The organism is Desulfomicrobium baculatum DSM 4028, assembly GCF_000023225.1.
Taxonomy (GTDB): Bacteria; Desulfobacterota; Desulfovibrionia; order Desulfovibrionales; family Desulfomicrobiaceae; genus Desulfomicrobium; species Desulfomicrobium baculatum.
The window spans coordinates 1,508,101-1,524,885 of the sequence record NC_013173.1 but is presented as its reverse complement, the minus strand read 5'-3'; the positions used below and the strand labels follow the sequence as shown (position 1 = coordinate 1,524,885).

12 protein-coding genes are annotated in these 16,785 nt (G+C 60.7%); 2 read left to right on the top strand and 10 right to left on the bottom strand.

The features are described 5' to 3' along the window. Position 1: 1 nt before the first annotated feature. From DBAC_RS06780 to DBAC_RS06765, 4 genes are read right to left on the bottom strand one after another with little or no spacing between them, the layout of a single operon-like run. Positions 2–1,636 carry an ABC transporter ATP-binding protein gene (locus tag DBAC_RS06780; protein ID WP_015773543.1) on the bottom strand — a complete coding sequence of 545 codons (1,635 nt, stop codon included), beginning with the start codon at positions 1,634–1,636 and terminating at the stop codon, positions 2–4. Next, entirely contained in the window at positions 1,608–2,624 is a 1,017-nt protein-coding gene (locus DBAC_RS06775) for an ABC transporter permease (RefSeq protein WP_015773542.1), read from the bottom strand. The genes DBAC_RS06780 and DBAC_RS06775 overlap by 29 nt, the downstream gene beginning before the upstream one ends. After that, a complete protein-coding gene (locus tag DBAC_RS06770) occupies positions 2,621–3,727 on the bottom strand; it encodes a microcin C ABC transporter permease YejB (RefSeq protein WP_015773541.1) in 1,107 nt (368 codons plus the stop codon). Before DBAC_RS06770 ends, DBAC_RS06775 begins: the two co-directional genes overlap by 4 nt. Then, positions 3,727–5,538 (bottom strand): extracellular solute-binding protein, encoded by a 1,812-nt coding sequence (locus DBAC_RS06765; protein WP_015773540.1) that lies wholly within the window; start codon positions 5,536–5,538, stop codon positions 3,727–3,729. Before DBAC_RS06765 ends, DBAC_RS06770 begins: the two co-directional genes overlap by 1 nt. A gap of 255 nt (positions 5,539–5,793) precedes the next feature. Here DBAC_RS06765 and DBAC_RS06760 point away from each other — a divergent pair, with 255 nt between their 5' ends. Next, positions 5,794–7,206: an aspartate kinase gene (locus DBAC_RS06760; protein ID WP_015773539.1), complete on the top strand. Its 1,413-nt coding sequence runs from the start codon at positions 5,794–5,796 to the stop codon at positions 7,204–7,206. A gap of 159 nt (positions 7,207–7,365) precedes the next feature. On the opposite strand, the gene DBAC_RS06755 is transcribed toward DBAC_RS06760, so the two are convergent. Beyond that, positions 7,366–7,626: a hypothetical protein gene (locus DBAC_RS06755; protein ID WP_043810592.1), complete on the bottom strand. Its 261-nt coding sequence runs from the start codon at positions 7,624–7,626 to the stop codon at positions 7,366–7,368. 759 nt (positions 7,627–8,385) lie between these two features. Here DBAC_RS06755 and DBAC_RS06750 point away from each other — a divergent pair. Next, on the top strand, positions 8,386–9,000 hold the full coding sequence (locus DBAC_RS06750; RefSeq protein WP_015773538.1) for a tetratricopeptide repeat protein: 615 nt from the start codon (positions 8,386–8,388) through the stop codon (positions 8,998–9,000). 468 nt (positions 9,001–9,468) lie between these two features. Here DBAC_RS06750 and DBAC_RS06740 read toward each other — a convergent pair whose 3' ends face one another. The 5 genes from DBAC_RS06740 to DBAC_RS06720 form a co-directional block, all read right to left on the bottom strand. Next, complete coding sequence (locus tag DBAC_RS06740; RefSeq protein ID WP_015773536.1) at positions 9,469–10,182, bottom strand: efflux RND transporter periplasmic adaptor subunit; 714 nt, start codon at positions 10,180–10,182, stop codon at positions 9,469–9,471. Between the two features lie 77 nt (positions 10,183–10,259). Further along, on the bottom strand, positions 10,260–12,251 hold the full coding sequence (locus tag DBAC_RS06735; RefSeq protein WP_015773535.1) for a preprotein translocase subunit SecA: 1,992 nt from the start codon (positions 12,249–12,251) through the stop codon (positions 10,260–10,262). 11 nt (positions 12,252–12,262) lie between these two features. Next, on the bottom strand, positions 12,263–14,407 hold the full coding sequence (locus DBAC_RS06730; protein ID WP_015773534.1) for a peptidase M50: 2,145 nt from the start codon (positions 14,405–14,407) through the stop codon (positions 12,263–12,265). 22 nt (positions 14,408–14,429) lie between these two features. Continuing rightward, positions 14,430–16,268 (bottom strand): GAF domain-containing protein, encoded by a 1,839-nt coding sequence (locus DBAC_RS06725; RefSeq protein WP_015773533.1) that lies wholly within the window; start codon positions 16,266–16,268, stop codon positions 14,430–14,432. 177 nt (positions 16,269–16,445) lie between these two features. Beyond that, positions 16,446–16,760, bottom strand: a complete 315-nt coding sequence (locus DBAC_RS06720; protein WP_050762057.1) for a DUF3467 domain-containing protein — start codon at positions 16,758–16,760, stop codon at positions 16,446–16,448. Positions 16,761–16,785 lie beyond the last annotated feature (25 nt).

Below are 16,785 nucleotides of genomic sequence, written 5' to 3'. Positions count from 1 at the left end.
TTTATTCCAGGGCGGCGGCCAGCAGGGTGCGGGTGTATTCCTGGACCGGGCTCGCAAAGATCGCATCCGTCGCCCCCTGCTCCACGATCCGTCCTTCCTTCATGATGACGATGCGGTGGCACAGGGCCCGCACCAGGGCCAGGTCGTGGGTGATGAACATGTAGGTCAGGCCGAAGCGGGTCTGCAGGCCTCGCAGAAGCTCCACGATCTGGAACTGCACCGTGCGGTCCAGGGCCGAGGTGGGCTCGTCCAGAACCACGAATTTGGGCCGCAGGATGAGCGCCCGGGCAATGGAGATGCGCTGGCGCTGGCCGCCGGAAAATTCATGGGGGTAACGGTGCATGGCGGCAGGGTCGAGATCCACGGCTTCCAATATCTCGGCGATGCGTTCCTCCCGCTCCGTGCCCGTGGCCAGGCGATGCGCGTCCAGGCCCTCGGCCACGATCTGACCGACGGTCATGCGCGGGCTGAGGCTGCCATACGGGTCCTGGAAGACAATCTGAAAATTGCGGCGCAAGCTTCGAAGCAGCCCTTCACGCATGCCGGAAAGGCGCTCTCCGTCAAAATCGATCACTCCCCGGCAGGACTGCAGGCGCAAGAGGGCCAGCCCCAGGGTGGTCTTGCCGGACCCGCTCTCCCCCACCACGCCCAGGGATTCGCCCTGACGGATGAAAAGTTCGGCGTCGGTCACGGCCTTGATGAAACTTTTGGGACGGCCAAAGAGCGTCTTGCCCTGCGGGAACCAGACCTGCACTCCGCTGGCCTCGATCAAGAGCGGCGCGTCTTCGGGCAGGGGATCCGGCCTGCCCGACGGGGTGCTGGCCAGCAGTGTTTTCGTGTACGGGTGGCCCGGATTCTTGAAAATGTCGTCACGCGGCCCGCTCTCCACGATCCTGCCCTCGCGCATGACGTGCACTTCGTCGGCCATGTGCCGGACCACGCCCAGATCGTGGGAAATGAGCAGGATGGCCATGCCCAGTCGCCGTTGCAAATCCTTCAAGAGGTCCAGCACCTGGGCCTGGATGGTCACGTCCAGGGCCGTGGTCGGCTCGTCGGCGATCAGCAGCACCGGATTGTTGGCCAGGGCCATGGCGATGATGACCCGCTGCCGCTGACCGCCGGAGAGCTGATGGGGAAAGCTGTTCAGACGCGAGGCCGCATCCGGGATGCCGACCAGCTCCAGAAGCTCCAGGGTGCGGGCCTTGGCGTCAACTCCAGGCTGGTGCAACAGCACGCTTTCGGCGATCTGACGGCCGATAGCGTGCACGGGATTGAGCGAGGTCATGGGCTCCTGGAAGATCATGCCGATGCGTCCACCGCGCACCTCGCGCAGGGACTTTTCGTCCAGACGCGCGAGGTCGCGCCCCTCGAACAGAATCTCCCCCTTGCTGCGCGCGACCTCAGGCGGAAGCAGACGCAAAATGGACAGAGCGGTCACGGACTTGCCAGAGCCGCTCTCCCCCACCAGGGCGCAGGTCCGTCCGGGATAAACGGATAGGGACACGTCCTGCACGGCGGTGACGGTGCGATCCTCCACGGAGAAATCAACGCTCAGGTTGCGAATGGTCAACAGGGCTTCGTCCTGCGTCCGGCTAGCCGCTGTGGGACTAGCTCCGGTGTCGGGGATCAAAGGCATCGCGCACTCCTTCTCCGATAAAGACCAACAGACTGAGGATCGTGCCCAGGACCGCAAAGGCCGAGAGGCCGAGCCACGGGGCTTGTAGATTGTTTTTGCCCTGGGCCAGCAGCTCACCCAGGGACGGCGAACCAGGCGGCAGTCCAAAACCGAGGAAGTCGAGCGAGGTCAGGGTAGTGATGGACCCGCTGACGATGAAGGGCATGAAGGTCACGGTGGCGATCATGGCATTGGGCAGGATGTGGCGGAACATGATGACCCGGTCCGGCAGGCCCAGGGCCTTGGCTGCGCGTACGTATTCGAGGTTGCGGCCGCGCAGGAACTCGGCCCGCACCACATCGACCAGGCTCATCCAGGAAAAAAGCATGGTCACGGCCAGTAGCCACCAGAAACCCGGCGCGACCATGGAGGCCAGGATGATGAGGATGAAAAGCGCAGGCATGCCGGACCAGATCTCCAGGAAGCGCTGTCCCGCCAGATCGACGATTCCGCCGTAATAGCCCTGCACCGCGCCGACACAAACCCCGACCACGGAGCCGCCGAGGGTGAGCATGAGCCCGAAGAGCACGGACAGGCGCACCCCGTAGATGATCCGCGCCAGCACGTCGCGGCCCTGGTCGTCGGTGCCCAGCAGATTCTCACGCGAGGGCGGGGCCGGGGCGGGCACGGGCAGGTTGTAATTGATGGTCTTGTAACTGTAGCGCACGGGCGGCCAGAGTATCCAGCCTTTGGCCTTTATCAGGTCCTCAACAAAGGGGTCGCGGTACACGGTTTCGGTCTCGAAATCGCCGCCGAAGGTCGTTTCGGGATAGGCTTTAAAGACCGGGGCGTAGAATGCACCATCGTAATAGACCACAAGCGGCCGGTCGTTGGCGATGAATTCCGCTCCGAGACTTGAGAGGAACAGGAACAAAAAAATCCACAGGGACCAGAACGCCCGGCCATTGGAGCGAAAAGCGCGCAATCTGCGGCGGATAATGGGATTCATCGCTGCTCCCGCGAGCTGAAATCGATGCGCGGATCGACCAGCATGTAGGTCAGATCTGATAAAAGCTTCGTGAACAGGCCGATGAGGGTGAAAATGTAGAGGGACCCGAACATGACCGGGTAGTCCCGGCTGATGGTCGCCTCGAACCCCAAAAGGCCCAGGCCATCAAGGGAGAAGATGACCTCGATGAGGAGCGAGCCCGTGAAGAACATGGAGATGAACGCCGCCGGAAACCCGGCAATGATGAGCAGCATGGCGTTGCGGAAGATGTGGCGGTAGAGGATGCGCCTCTCGGTCTGACCCTTGGCGCGGGCCGTGGTCACGTACTGCTTGCCTACCTCGTCCAGAAAGGAGTTTTTGGTCAGCATGGTCAGGGTCGCGAAGCCGCCGATGACCATGGCCGTGACGGGCAGGGCCAGATGCCAGAAATAGTCCAGAATCTTATGGAAGAGGGAAAAATCCTCCCAGCCCGGCGAGATCAGGCCGCGCAAGGGGAACCAGTTGAAATAGCTCCCGCCCGCGAAGAGGACCACGAGCAGAATGGCGAAAAGAAAAACCGGGATGGCGTTGCCCACGATCATGACCGTGCTGGTCCAGATGTCGAAGCGCGTGCCGTGTCGCACGGCCTTCATGATGCCGAGGGGGATGGACAGGGTGTAGATGATGAGCGTGCTCCACAGGCCCAAAGACAGGGAAACGGGGATTTTTTCGCCGATGAGCTCAAGCACGCCTTTGCTGCGAAAGAAGCTCTCACCGAGATCGAAGGTGGCGTAATTCCCGAGCATCTTTACGTAACGTTCCCAAAGCGGCTTATCGAAGCCGTACATGCTCTCGATGCGTTTCACCACCGCGGGGTCCAGGCCCTGGGCCCCGCGATATGCGGAAGTGGAGGATGCCTGGGCCGAGACATTTGCTCCGGCGGTCTCCCCTCCCCCTCCGCCGCCGACCCGCGCCGTGGCGGCCACGTCCAGGCCCTGCAACTGGGCGATCATCTGCTCCACCGGCCCGCCGGGGGCCGCCTGGATGATGAAGAAGTTGAGCGTCAGGATGCCCAGCAGGGTCGGAATGATGAGTGCCAGACGACGCAGGATGTAGATGAACATTACTTGCTCCCCAGCCGTCCCCGCCTGTCCGTCAGTTCCCGTTCCTTGTCCGGGTCAACCCACCAGGACTGAAAATCAAGCCCATAGTCCGCGAGCTTGTCCGGCCGCCCGAATTTGTCCCAATAGGCCACGCGCCAAGACGTGGCATGCCAGTGCGGGATGACGTACCAGCCCCACAAGAGGGCCCGGTCCAGGGCCTTGCAGCGCAGGATGAGCGCGTCGCGGTCCGGGGCGGCGATGACCAGGTCGACCAGCTTGTCGATGGCCGGGTTCTTGATGCCACAGTAGTTGCGCGAACCGGGCATGTCCGCCGAGGCCGAATGCCAGAAGGAGCGCTGCTCGTTGCCCGGAGACAGGGACTGGGGAAAGCTTGAGACGATCATGTCAAAATCGAACCCGCGCAGCCGCTCCAGATACTGGGATGTGTCCACCATGCGAACGCTCATGGTGATGCCAAGCCGCGTCAGATTACGCTGGAAAGGCAGCACCACTCGTTCGAAATCGGGTTGCACGAGGAGCATCTCGAAGACGAAGGGCCGACCGTCCTTGACCAGCTTGCCGCCCTCTACGCTCCATCCGGCCTGACGCAAAAGGTCCGCTGCTTCGCGCAGATTGTCACGAATGTTGCCGTTGCCGTCGGTGACCGGCAGGGAGAATTCTTTCGTGTACACTTTTTCAGGCAGCTCCAGCGGTTCAAGCAGCGCCATCTCTTCTTCTGTAGGCAAGCCGGATGCGGCCATGTCCGAGTTGGAAAAAAAGCTCGTGGAGCGGACGTACTGGCCATAAAAAAGGTTCTTGTTGCTCCACTCGAAGTCGAAGGCGAAATTGAGCGCCTGCCGCACCAGGGGGTCGGCAAAAATGGCGCGCCGGGTGTTGAAGACGAAAGCCTGCATGCCCTGGGAGAGCTTGTGCGGAATGTTCTCGGTGCGGATCAGCCCGGCCTCCACCGCCGGGCCGGTGTAGCCCGTGGCCCACTGCTTGGAATTGTACTCCTGGCGAAAATCGTATTCCCCGGCCTTGAAGGCTTCCAGGGTCACGGTCAGATCACGGTAATAGTCATAGATGATGCTGTCGAAGTTGTGCCGCCCCGTGTTCACGGGCAGGTCGCGCCCCCAATACCCGGGATCGCGCACAAAGGTCAGGCGTTGTCCGGCCTTGAACTCGCCGATGCGGTACGGGCCGCTGCCCATGGGAATGTCCAGGCTGGAGGCGGAAAAATCACGTCCCTGCCAGGAGGCTTCGGACAGGACCGGCAGCTGTCCCAGGATGAGCGGCAGCTCCTGGCTGCTCTGCGGCTTGAAGACAAAGGTCACGGTCTGTGTATCGACCACGTCGACCCGCTCCACGTCGGCGTAATACTGAGCGTAATGCGGGTTCCCCTGTGCCAGAAGGGTTTTGAAGGTGAAGGCTACATCCTGGGCGGTGACGGGGCTGCCGTCATGAAAGCGGGCCTCTTTGCGCAGGTGGAAGCTCATGGAGGAACGGTCCTTGGCCAGCTCGATGCGATCAGCCAGCAAACCGTATTCGGTAAATGGCTCGTCGAGGGACTGCTCAGTCAGGGTGTCGAACAAAAGGCCCAGGCCGTCGGCGGAGTTGCCCTTGACGATGTAGGGATTGAAGCTGTCGAAGGTACCGGTGGCGGCCAGGCGCACGGTTCCGCCTTTGGGGGCGTCCGGGTTTGCGTAATCAAAATGGGTGAAATCCGCAGAGTAGCGGGGCTGACCGTTCATGGCCAGGGCATGAGAAAAATCTCCTGCCGACGCAGGTAGAGCAGAACCAAGGAGAAGGACAAGAAGGAAAAAATGCTTCATGATGAACCTGCTTTGAGTTGGCGAATTTGCGCCCTTTTAGCCGTACCGGCCCAGAGCGTCAAACAGGTCAGGAGCGCTGGCGGAGTCTTGGGTCGACATCGGAACAGTTCGGAACTGTGAGGTTTTCGAAAATCGATTTTCTTATCACTTCGTATTGACGCCTCACCACTTTAAGCAATATCGCTCAAGGGTTATCAAGCGCAGCCGGCTTCGGCCGCCAGCGCCCTTCAACATCACTTCAGTCCGGGAAAGTCCATGAAAACTAAAGTTCGTGTTGAAAAGATCGGCGGAACGTCCATGTCACGGTTCCCGCAAATCATCGACAATATCATTCTTCGCAATCCGGCCGACATCTTTGGCCGGATCTACATCGTCTCCGCCTACGGAGGGGTGACCAACGAGTTGCTGGAGCACAAAAAAACCGGTCAGCCCGGCATATACCAGCTCTTCCGCCAGCAGGAGAACTACCCCATAAAAATGCTCGCCCTGCGCGACAGCCTCTTTGAATTGAACAAGACCTTCGTACCCATCGGGCTTGACCTGAACGCTGCCAATGAATTCGTCGACGACCACATCGACCTGGCCATCAACATCCTGCGCAGCATGGATAACGTTCTGGCCTCGGGCTATGTTTCGCGCACGGCCCTGCTCCTGGCGGCTCGAGAACTGCTCGCGTCCCTTGGCGAAATGCACAGCGCCTTCAACTCCGCCAACATCCTGCAGAACCGCGGCTTCGACGCCACCTTCGTGGACCTGAGCGGCTGGGAAGACAGCCGCCAGCTGACCATCGACGAGCGCATAAAAGACAGCTTCGAAGGCATCGACCCCTTCTCGACCATCTGCTTCGCCACCGGCTACACCAAGGGCACCGAAGGCATCATGCGCGAGTTCGACCGGGGCTATTCGGAGGTCACATTCTCCAAGGTCGCGGTAATTCTGGGCGCCAGCGAAGCCATCATTCACAAGGAATATCATCTCTGCTCCGGCGACCCCATGCTCATCGGCGAGGAAAACATCCACCCGGTCTGCAACACCAACTTCGACGTGGCCGACCAGTTGGCCGACGTGGGCATGGAGGCCATCCATCCCAAGGCGTCAAAACCGCTTGAAGTCAACGACATCCCCATCCGGATCAAGAACGCCTTTGATCCGGACCACAGCGGCACGCTCATCACCAAGGATTTCATCGCACCCGAATCCATGGTCGAGATCGTGACCGGATCGGAGAAAGTCACCTGCCTGGAAGTGCATGACACCCGCATGGTCGGAGAGGTCGGCTTTGACCTGCGTATTCTGCAGGTGCTGGCCAAGCACGATATTTCCTATATCAGCAAGGCCACTAACGCCAACACCATCGGCATGATCATAGCCGACCGCGACTGTCGTCCCGAGATGATCGCCGAATTGCAAAACAGATTCGAGCAGATCACCCTGCAAAAGGTGGCCATCGTCTGCGCCATCGGCTCCAACATCGGACAGCCCGGCATCATGGCCAAGGCGGCAAGCGCGCTGGCTGCCGATGGGATCAACATCCTGGCCGTCTCGCAGACCGCCCGCCAGACCAACATGCAATTCGTGGTCGAACGAAGCCAGTTCGCCAAGGCCCAGATCGCCCTGCATGCGGCCCTGTGCATGAGCGCCCCCCGGGCGTGTACAGGCGCAGCGTAGTTTTCCTTTTCAACCAGGCATGCACAAAGAAACCCCCGTGACAGAGCTCTGTCCCGGGGGTTTCTTTGTGCATGCCTGAGCCTTTGAAAGCGTCATTTCAAGAAGACTCTGCGCAAAATCGTCATCCCTCGGAAAAGGCGAGGCGTGCTTTTAACACCCTCATTTTAACAAAAATCTCAGTTCACTGCTCGTTAGCAAGCTCGTGTAACGCGAACCTTTTTCCTCAGCAGTTTTCAAGACTCTATTCAATTTCGTGTCGTTTCGCTCCAAAATCCGCTTCACAGCCGCATGAAAAAGATCATGACGCGCCTGTTCCGCATCAGGGATATTCATGGCGTCACTGTCACGAGATGTTTGGTGCTCCGAATCAACGGTTGCGGTATCGTTCGCATCCTGATCCGCACTTTGCTCCTTGTTCATGAAAGCCCCGCATAATGAGTTTCAGTGAGCGAATTCGTGATGGTCGCGGTCTTAAAAGAATACCGTGTCTCTTGAAGAAGGGGATTCATGTCATTTTCAATTCCTATAAATGCATTCTCCATGACAAAGCCACACCCATCTCGCCATAATGGTCAAGCGTACATGTAAAAGATTTTTCCGGCGGAAATTTCGGTCTTTTTGCAGTAATTCCAAGCTGTAAACCATTCCGGCAATCATGCGCGAACGAAAGCCAATCCACTGTAGTTAAATAAAAATATCAACACAGATAAATAATCAGTATTACCCATTTTTTAATAAAATCAATAAACTCTTAATTTTATTAAAATTATAATTTTAAACTTGTCGACATATGGTGTTCTGATTGTATTTTTGAAGTTTTCTTCATTTTTTGTGATCTTTCACAATATAAGTACCTACATATTATTTATGCGAAAAAATATGTAGGTACTTTTTTTAATGCAAAATTTATAATTACAACAATGTACTTTTTAGTTGAAGCTTATACATAAATATGTGTACTAAAACCTATCACGAAATAATAAATTTATTAAATTTTTTTAAAAAAAACGGATATTTGATTAAAATAATGAATTATTTTTCACTAAAAAACAAAAATACCCCATAAATTATTTATTCGTATTTCCGATATGATAATCATGAATCAGTATATAAAAGCCTCAATACTGTCTTTAACCATCATGGTGAAATAGAATGTACGTACGTACATGAGGAGGTACCATGAAAAGCTCCACCATAGGCGTCCATTCAATTCTTGTCGTATTCCTCACACTTTTCACTGTAGGCAATTGTCAGGCGGCAGCGACGATCTCCGGGTCTGAAGATGCTTACGGCCAGCCGGGTAAAAATAACGTGTCGATCGCGTCAATGGAGGCGAAACGCCACATGGACGGAGGCCGCAAACTGGAACGGGAGCGGAATCTCCAAGGAGCCATAGCATCCTATTCCAAGGCTGCCAGCCTTGCTCCCGAATCTGCGGAAGTGCATTTTGCCCTTGGCGAAGCCCTGGCCAAAGCCGAAAATTATCAGGAGGCCCTGGTCAGGTACACGCTGGCGGTCACCATCGCCCCTACCCATACCAAGGCCCTCTATGGCCGATCCCAACTTTGTCTGCGCATGGCGCTCTACGGCCAGGCCATCAAAGATCTGAGCCAACTGATAGAACTCGTGCCGGGAGTCGCGGACTACCACTACCAACGCGCAACCACTCTCATGAAGCTCAAAAACATAACCGAGGCTTACCACGATTACTTGCGGGCGCATGAACTCAACAAGAAATACCCCCGTCCCACGCTGATGTGGAAAAAGGGGTCCATCTCATCAAAAAGCGTTTAAGGTGACAGATCAACCATTGGAATGAGGCAAATTTTTTTTCCGAATAACAAATGACGCGCTTGATTTGAAAAGCTGCATGGAGGACAGGTGAACTCATCAGGCAAGGGAAGACATGAAGTGGAACGCTTGTATCGAAATATATTCGACTTTTCTCCTCCGGACGTGAAGGGGGTCCCGGAAGAGGTGCTGTACGACTTTACGATCAAAGCCCTCATACGCGGAACGCCGGTCACGGCAGAGGAACTTCACGAATGGGTACGGCTGCAGACTGATAATCTTACGTCATGAAAGCAGACACGAAACAAGGGCCTGAACTTTAAAACATCAAGATTCCGCCAGTAGCCGCTCCAACTCCCCTCCTGCCAAGGAGGGGTGCCCGAAGGGCGGGGTGGTTGTCTCTTCATCTTTTTCTGCGGGACTGCGCGTGTCGGCGGGTTCCGGGCAAGGGCTGCCGGAACTCCTTCGCGATCAAAAGATCACTCGGCACTTCATCCCCGCCGGCAGCCGAAGCTTTGGGTTGGGAAGTTCCAGGCGCACGCCGAAGGTTCCGCTGGCGGCATCGATGACCTTGTCCACGACCACGACCTTGGCGCTGTACTCGCCGCCCACCGGCTCGTCCGGCAGGACCTTGGCCGTCACCCCTTCCTTGATGGACCCGATATACTGGACCGGGATGACCAACTCGACGCTCAAAGGGTCGATCTGCGCCACGGTCAGAAAGGGTTCCTCTCCGACATAGCCGCCGGGCGCTCCCGTGCGCTTGACCACCACGCCCTTGATCGTACTGCGGATGACCCGCATTTCGAGCTGCGCCTTGGCCTCGGCCACCATCAGTCGGGCCAGCTGCAGTTCGGTCTCGATCTCGTCTTTTTCATGCACCGAAATGAGCTTTTTTCTGGTCAGTTCCTCGTTGCGCTGGGACGTGCGCTGCCCGAAATCCACCTTGGCCTCGGCCGTGCGCAGGGCTGCGGCTTCGACCCCGGATTTGAGCCGGGCCAGGATCTGCCCGACCTCAACCTTGTCTCCCCGCTCGACCATGACCTTCTCCAGGATGCCCGGAACCTGGCTGCCGAAATTGACGGTCTCCCGAGGTTCGATAAGCCCTTCGAAGGGCGGCAGGTCCCCGGCCCAAACCGTGGCGGCCATCATGCACAACAGTGCAAGGAAAAATATGCGTTTCATCTCTTGTTCTCCTTGATGCGTATGGTCCAGTGTTTCCGTCGGGCCTGAAACAGCCCAAACAGGGGAGAAATACTTTGCTACTCGAACCTTCCGGCAAAGGACATGAGGCTGCCCTGCGCCTGGTCCTGCCGGAACAGATTTCGGCGCACCCGGGCGTTGTGCCGCTCGACGCTGCGCTGCATGCGCCGCAGCAGCCAGCGCGCCGCGAATTGGGGAGTCCTCGTCCGGGTGACGACGAACATGGCCGCGCGGATGAGCGGGTCGCCCCATTTTCCCTGGAACAGAAAATCCTCCAGGGACAGAATGCCTTCAAAACTGCCGGGGTCACCCTGCCGCCCGCACCGCCCGGCCAGCTGACGATCGATGCGTGCGGCCTCATGGTATTCCGTGATGATGACATGCAGGCCGCCCGCATCGCGCACCTCGGGCGCAAGCATGATGTCCGTGCCCCGCCCGGCCATGTTCGTGGCGATGGTCACGCTTCCGGGTTGGCCTGCCCGGCTGATGACTCCGGCCTCTTCGGCGTCCTGCTTGGCGCTCAGGACCAGATGCGGCAACCCTGCTTCCCGAACGCGGGCGGCGAGTTCCTCGGAGGCCGCCACGGTGCGCGTCCCGACGAGCACGGCCCGGCCCTGGCGGTGCAATTCGCCGATCCGGTCCACCACGGCCCGCCATTTGTCGTGCCTGGTGGGAAAAACCCTCTCCTTGAGCCTGCGCCGGATCACCGGCCGGTGGGTAGGCATGCGCAGCGTGGCCAACCCGTAGACATTCCACAGCTCGTCCTTCACCTCGCGCGCCGTGCCGGTCATGCCCGCAAGCCTCAGGTATCGCCTGAAAAAACGCTGATAACTGATCTTGGCCAGAGGTTCCCGGCGCTGGGTCAGCTCGCACCCCTCCTTGAGCTCGATGAGCTGGTGCAGCCCCTGCTCCCAGGAACGGTCGGGCATGACCCGCCCCGTAAATTCGTCGATGATCTGCACCTTGCCGTCACGGACCAGGTACTGTTCGTCGCGGCGAAACAGGTGCAGGGCCGTCAGGGCCTGGTGCACCGCCCCCTCCCGTCGCACCAGCCCGCTCCACAGGGCGCCCAGCCGACGCGCCGCGTCCTCGATGCGGCTCCGGCCGGCAGGAGTCAGCAGAATATGCCGCCGGGCCTCGTCGAGCTCGAAATCCCTGTCCCGAACGAAATCTCCCGCCAGGTTCAGCGCCTGTTCCAGAAACTCCCGTTCCTCCCTCACGCCCGAGGAACCGGAGATGATGAGCGGAGTCCGGGCCTCGTCGATGAGCACGCTGTCGGCCTCGTCCACGATGGCAAAATGCAAACCGCGCATGAGCAGCCGCCCGGCGCGAGAGCCCTGGCCACTCAGGCTTTCGGCCTGGACCATGATCGGGTCCGGCCGGTCGGCCAGGGTCAGGCGGTCTCGAAGGTAATCGAAGACCAGTTCCTTGTTGGTGGCATAGGTGATGTCGCATCCGTAGGCCTGCCGACGCTGCTGCGGAGACTGACCGTGCACCACGCACCCCACGCTCAGGCCCAAGGCCCGAAACAGGGGCGTGGTATTCTCGGCGTCGCGACCCGTCAGGTAGTCGTTGACGCTGATGACGTGCACCGGCAGCCCGGCCAGGGCCGCAGTGGCCGCCGTGAGAGTTGCCGTCAGGGTCTTGCCCTCGCCGGTCTCCATCTCCGCCACCATGCCTCGAAGCATGACCAGCGCGCCCATGACCTGGCTGTCGTGGTGGCGAAGGCCCAGGATGCGCGCGGAGAATTCCCGGATCAGGGCGAAGCTGTCCGCCACGTGGGCCGGAAGAAAACCGTCGGTCAGCAGCCGCTCGCGAAGCGGACGGATCTCGTCGGCCAGCTCCTTCTCGCTCAAGCCTACCAGACGCAGGCCCGCCTCGCCCACGGCCGCCGTCTCCCGTCGCAGCCAGCCGCCCTTTCCGCGCAGCGCTAGGACGCGTCCGTGCAGACGGTGCGCCTGGCGCTCAAGCCAGGTCTCGATCCGATCGGGCCGCTCAGCCCGGACGTCGCGGGTGGCGGGGGGAAGAACCAGATGGAGCCGACTACTCATGTTGTGCCACGCTACACGGCAAGGCGGGTGAGCAGCAGACGCCGCAGCGCCCGGTAGGCCCGCCAGGCCAAAGGTTCGGGGCTGTGCTCGAAGCGGACGAAGACGCGCTCCTCCACGTTGCCCGGCACGGGCCCCTCAAGCACCAGGTCAAACTGAAAGAGGCGCTCCAGCACCTGGGGAGCCTCCTTTTCCCGGGGATCGAGGGCGAACCGCCCGCCGCCGTCGAGACTGAAGGCCAGGCTCGGCAACACGCGGCTCGCGGCGGGCACCTCGCGGGAGACCCGCGCCGGCAGCACCTGTCCGATGTTCTCGGCCAGCCGCACCTCCACGCTGCGGACATCCGAGCGCACGCGCTCGATATCGGCCTGGGTGACCACGGTCCTGATGTGCATGCGCAGCGGGTCGACGATGTAGCCTACGGGCTCGCCGCGCCGCAGAAAGCGCCCCGGCAAATCCGCCTCGTCCTGAAGCACGAAAATCCCGGCCGCAGGGCTGCGCGTGATCAGGGCCGCCTGACGCTCCTGGGCGCGAGCGATTTCCGTTTCAATGCTTTTCAGCTCCTCATCCAGCATGCCCGTCTCGGCGCGGTCCCTGTTCATGCTCAACTGGCGGCGGGCCTGGAATTCCTCCCGGCGGGCCTGCAACAGCCGGACCTGGGTTTCCAGCAACAGGTCCGTGCTGCGGATCAGCGGATCGCCGGACTGTACGGTGGTCCCGCCGGGAGTGACCACGGCCTCCACCATCCCCCCGGCAGCGGCGTAAACCCTGGATTCCTCCGAAACCCAGACCACGCCTTCGGCGTTGGTGTACAGCGGCGCCGGGACCATAGCCAGAACCCCCGCCAACAGAACCAGGGGAAGGACCACCGTCATCATGACGCGAATGCGCTTGCGTTGCATATGAGTATCCTTGACGAGAAAACCGGCCACGCGCCACGTGGGCATGACGAGCATCATGAACACCGCCCAGATGGCCAGGACGATGCCGACGAAAAAAAACTGCCCGGCAACGAAGAGCACGATGCGCACGGAAATGAAAATCCGGTAGCAGAAGGCGGCCACGGCGTAAAAGAACAACCAGCGGGCCTCCCCGGGGCTGCGGGCCGGTGATTCGGCGCTGTCCACTCCCAGCAGATACCGCTTGCAAAGGTAGCCCAGATAGCCGACGCCGCGCTGCGCCAGGTTGGGAATCTCCAGCCAGTCCGAAAGAATGTAATAGGCGTCGAAACGTAGCAGCGGGTTGCCGTTGAAGAGGACCGTCGACACCCCGGCCACGAGCAGGGTCTTGTAGGCCAGGGCACGCACTACCCCGGGCTCCACGTTCAGCCAGACCAGAAGCATGACGGCGGCCACGAAAAGCTCCACCATGATGCCCGCCCCCCCGACGAGCATGCGCTGACGCTTGTCCCGAAAAGACGTCGACGAGGACGCGTCCACGTACGGCAGGGGCATGAAGACCAGCAGCATGACCCCCATCTCGTGCACCTCACCGCCCTCCTTCTTGACCATGTAGGCATGCCCGAACTCGTGCAGGACTTTCAGCACGGGATAGAGCAGGCTGATCAGCAGCAGATTCTCCATGCTCAAAAGAGCGTCGGAAAAATCGCCTTGCAGGGCGTCCCCGTGCAGCACGGCCAGGATCGCGGCCGCGGCCACCACCAACATCCAGACCGCCAAGGCCTGCCAGCCGAGAAACGGGCGGACCCAGGGCATGGTCCGGGTCAGGAAGCGGTCCGGGTCCAGGAGCGGGAAGCGCAGGGACAGCGGCGAAGCCATCTGCGTGAACAGGCGGCTACGCCTGCTCTTCACGCTGCGCTGGTGCAGGTCCGAAAAGTCGAGGATGGCGCTGGTCTGCAAGAGATCGGCGCGGTACAGGCGGGCCAGGAGTTCGATGACCTCGTCCTGGGTCGGCATGTGGTCGCCCAGGCGGGCGCAAACGGCCTGCCAGATCTGGTCCATGGTCCGGCGGCCGTCCATCATGCCCACCAGTTGGTAGGCCTCGGAGGAAAAACGGTGATGGCGCCCGGTGAAACCGTCCTGAATCACATACCAGTCCTGGCCGCGATACTCGTGACGCTCGATGCGCACATGGCTGCGCAGGCGTGGCTTGAGGGGGGCGACCCGGTACCACGACGGACTGAGCAGCGAAGCGCTCATGCGCTACCCCCGCCGTGGCGTCTCAAGGCAGCCATTTCCAGAAGAAGAGGGTCAGCCATTCGCGCATGTCCCGGATCCAGATGTGAACCAGTTTACGCCGGTCCACGGCAACCTTTCCCACCCCTTCCATGCCGGGGCGCAGGGTTTGGTCCACGCTGTCCAGCGACGCCTCCACCCGGAAATGATTGCTGCCTTCCTCAGCCCTCGCGATGGGTGTGATCTTGCTGACAGTGAACCCGAACTCTTGGCCGGGCAGGGAGAAAAGGACCAACTCGCCACGCTGTCCGACCCGAACGTCGGCGATGCGCCGTTCGTCGACCTTGAGAATGACCCGGTAGGAGTCCAGCGGCGTGACCTCGAAGAGCACGTCACCCTGCTTCACGGCGCTGCCGAGGCGCTGGCTCAGGTCCCCGCTGACGATGAGGCCGGGGAACGGCGCCGTGAGGCAGGTGCGGGCCAGTTGCGCGTCGGCCAGATCCAGCTCGGCCTGAACCTGATTCAGCTGCGCGCGGATGATGCTGGACTGGGCCCGGTCGTGCTGGGACACGGCCTCCTGAAGCTGCTGCTCCAGCTGCCGCAGACGGCTGGCGGTGACCATTCTGTCCAGGCGCAGGTCCCGGTCGTCGAGGAGGCAGAGCTCGTCTCCTTCGTTCACCAGATCGCCGGCCCGGAACGGGGCCTGCTGGATGAAGCCGTCGAAGGGTACGGTCACGGCTCGGCGGATACCCCCTTCCAGGGCGATGTCCGCGCGCAGGCGGTAATCCCCGTGGGCAAAGAAAAGAAACAGGGCCACGCAGGCCAGCGCCGCCACGGCAAGCTTGCGGCCGTAGTGCCGGGGGCCAAGCAGCCGCCCGGCCGCCTCGGACAGACTGGCGCGGACGTGGTCGAGAACGGAGCGGTCGGACTGGCGTTTGGCCTCCAGAATGGGACCGGCCAGCGCCGCCACGGCCCGGAAGAATTCCGCGTCGCGCTCCGTGAAGGGCTGGTCCGCGGCGCGCTCGACGGTCAGGGCGCCATAGTAGCGGTCCTGTCCGTACAGGGGCAGGGTCAGGACCGCAGCCATGGCCTGTTGGCGCGAGAGGGCCTCGTGCTCGCGGCAAATTACCGTGGCGTCGTCCGTGGGCCAGGAGATCTCGCGACGCTGCAGCAGGGCTTCGTCCATGACCCGTTCGATGTTCCGGGTCAGGTTCATCTTCAGGTCGACCTCGGCGCTGTGCGAGACCGCTTCGAGGACAACGGACCGCCCGCGCACGAAACCGAGGCTGACCCGCTCGCATTGGGCGGCGGCCGAAAGCTCCGTGACGAAGGTCATGGCCGCCTCGCGGCAGGATGGCCGGTCCAGGGTCAGGGCCAGCATGTCCACCGCCGTCCCGAGCCGCAGCAGACGAGCCTTGTCCTCGTCGGCCTCCCGGCGGCGCAGGAGCAGCTCCAGCCACGAGCAGCCCCACTGCAACTGCTCCATGGCCCGGTTCAGATCGGCCTCGCTGTCCGCCGCCAGTTCCATGGCCACCACGGCGAACAGCCTATCGTCCACCCGGACGGGGTAGACCATGGCATACCGGTCAGCAGTATCCAGTTCCAGCACCAAGCCTCGCTCGTCATCGATGACCCGCTCCAGAGCCTCGGCCAGCCGGACCGGGTCCGCGCCGCCGTGCGGCCACACCGCAGCGGGGGTGAACTGCCCGTCCTCCCCCTCGGTGACCAGAATTCCCTGGATCACGCCTGGAATCAGGCCGCTCTGCAGCCCGATCCACCCCTGGCAATACTCCCGGGTGCTCGAGGCCGACGAGAACTCGGCCCATGACAGGACGGGGCCTGCGCCGGTCGGTGCGGAGTCTTGTATGGTAGTGTTGCTGCTCATAATGATGAAACCTGATCGACTGCAGCGGCGACGCCGGTGCAGGCAGTAGATCAAACCCCTTTTACGTACTCAGTTAACCAGCTATCTGCTCAAAAAACAAGGGGAAACCCGGAATCAGGCGCGTGAAGGCCCGGCACGCCGCCGTGCCGGGCCTGATGCATAAGTCCGCGTCCCGCCCTATTGCGGCGTGACATCGGGCATTTCGAGACTGATCACGCCGAAACGCTTCTCGTACTCGTTCATGGTATTGGCCAGGAGAATGGCCAGGCGCTTGGCCGCGTAGGGGTTGATGATGACGCGGTCGGAAAGCTCGATGACCAGATCCTTCTGCGACGGATGCCAGTTCTTGTTGACGCCGAACATGAGCGCCACTTCCTCGCGCGTGCTCGATACGTTGCAGACGTTGGCGTACGTGGTACGCATGCGGCTTCCGTCCCAGCGGATCTGGGCCGCCTGGTCTTCCGCTTTTTCCTGGGGCGTCTTGTCTTCCATTGTCACGTGTACACTCCTTGTATGT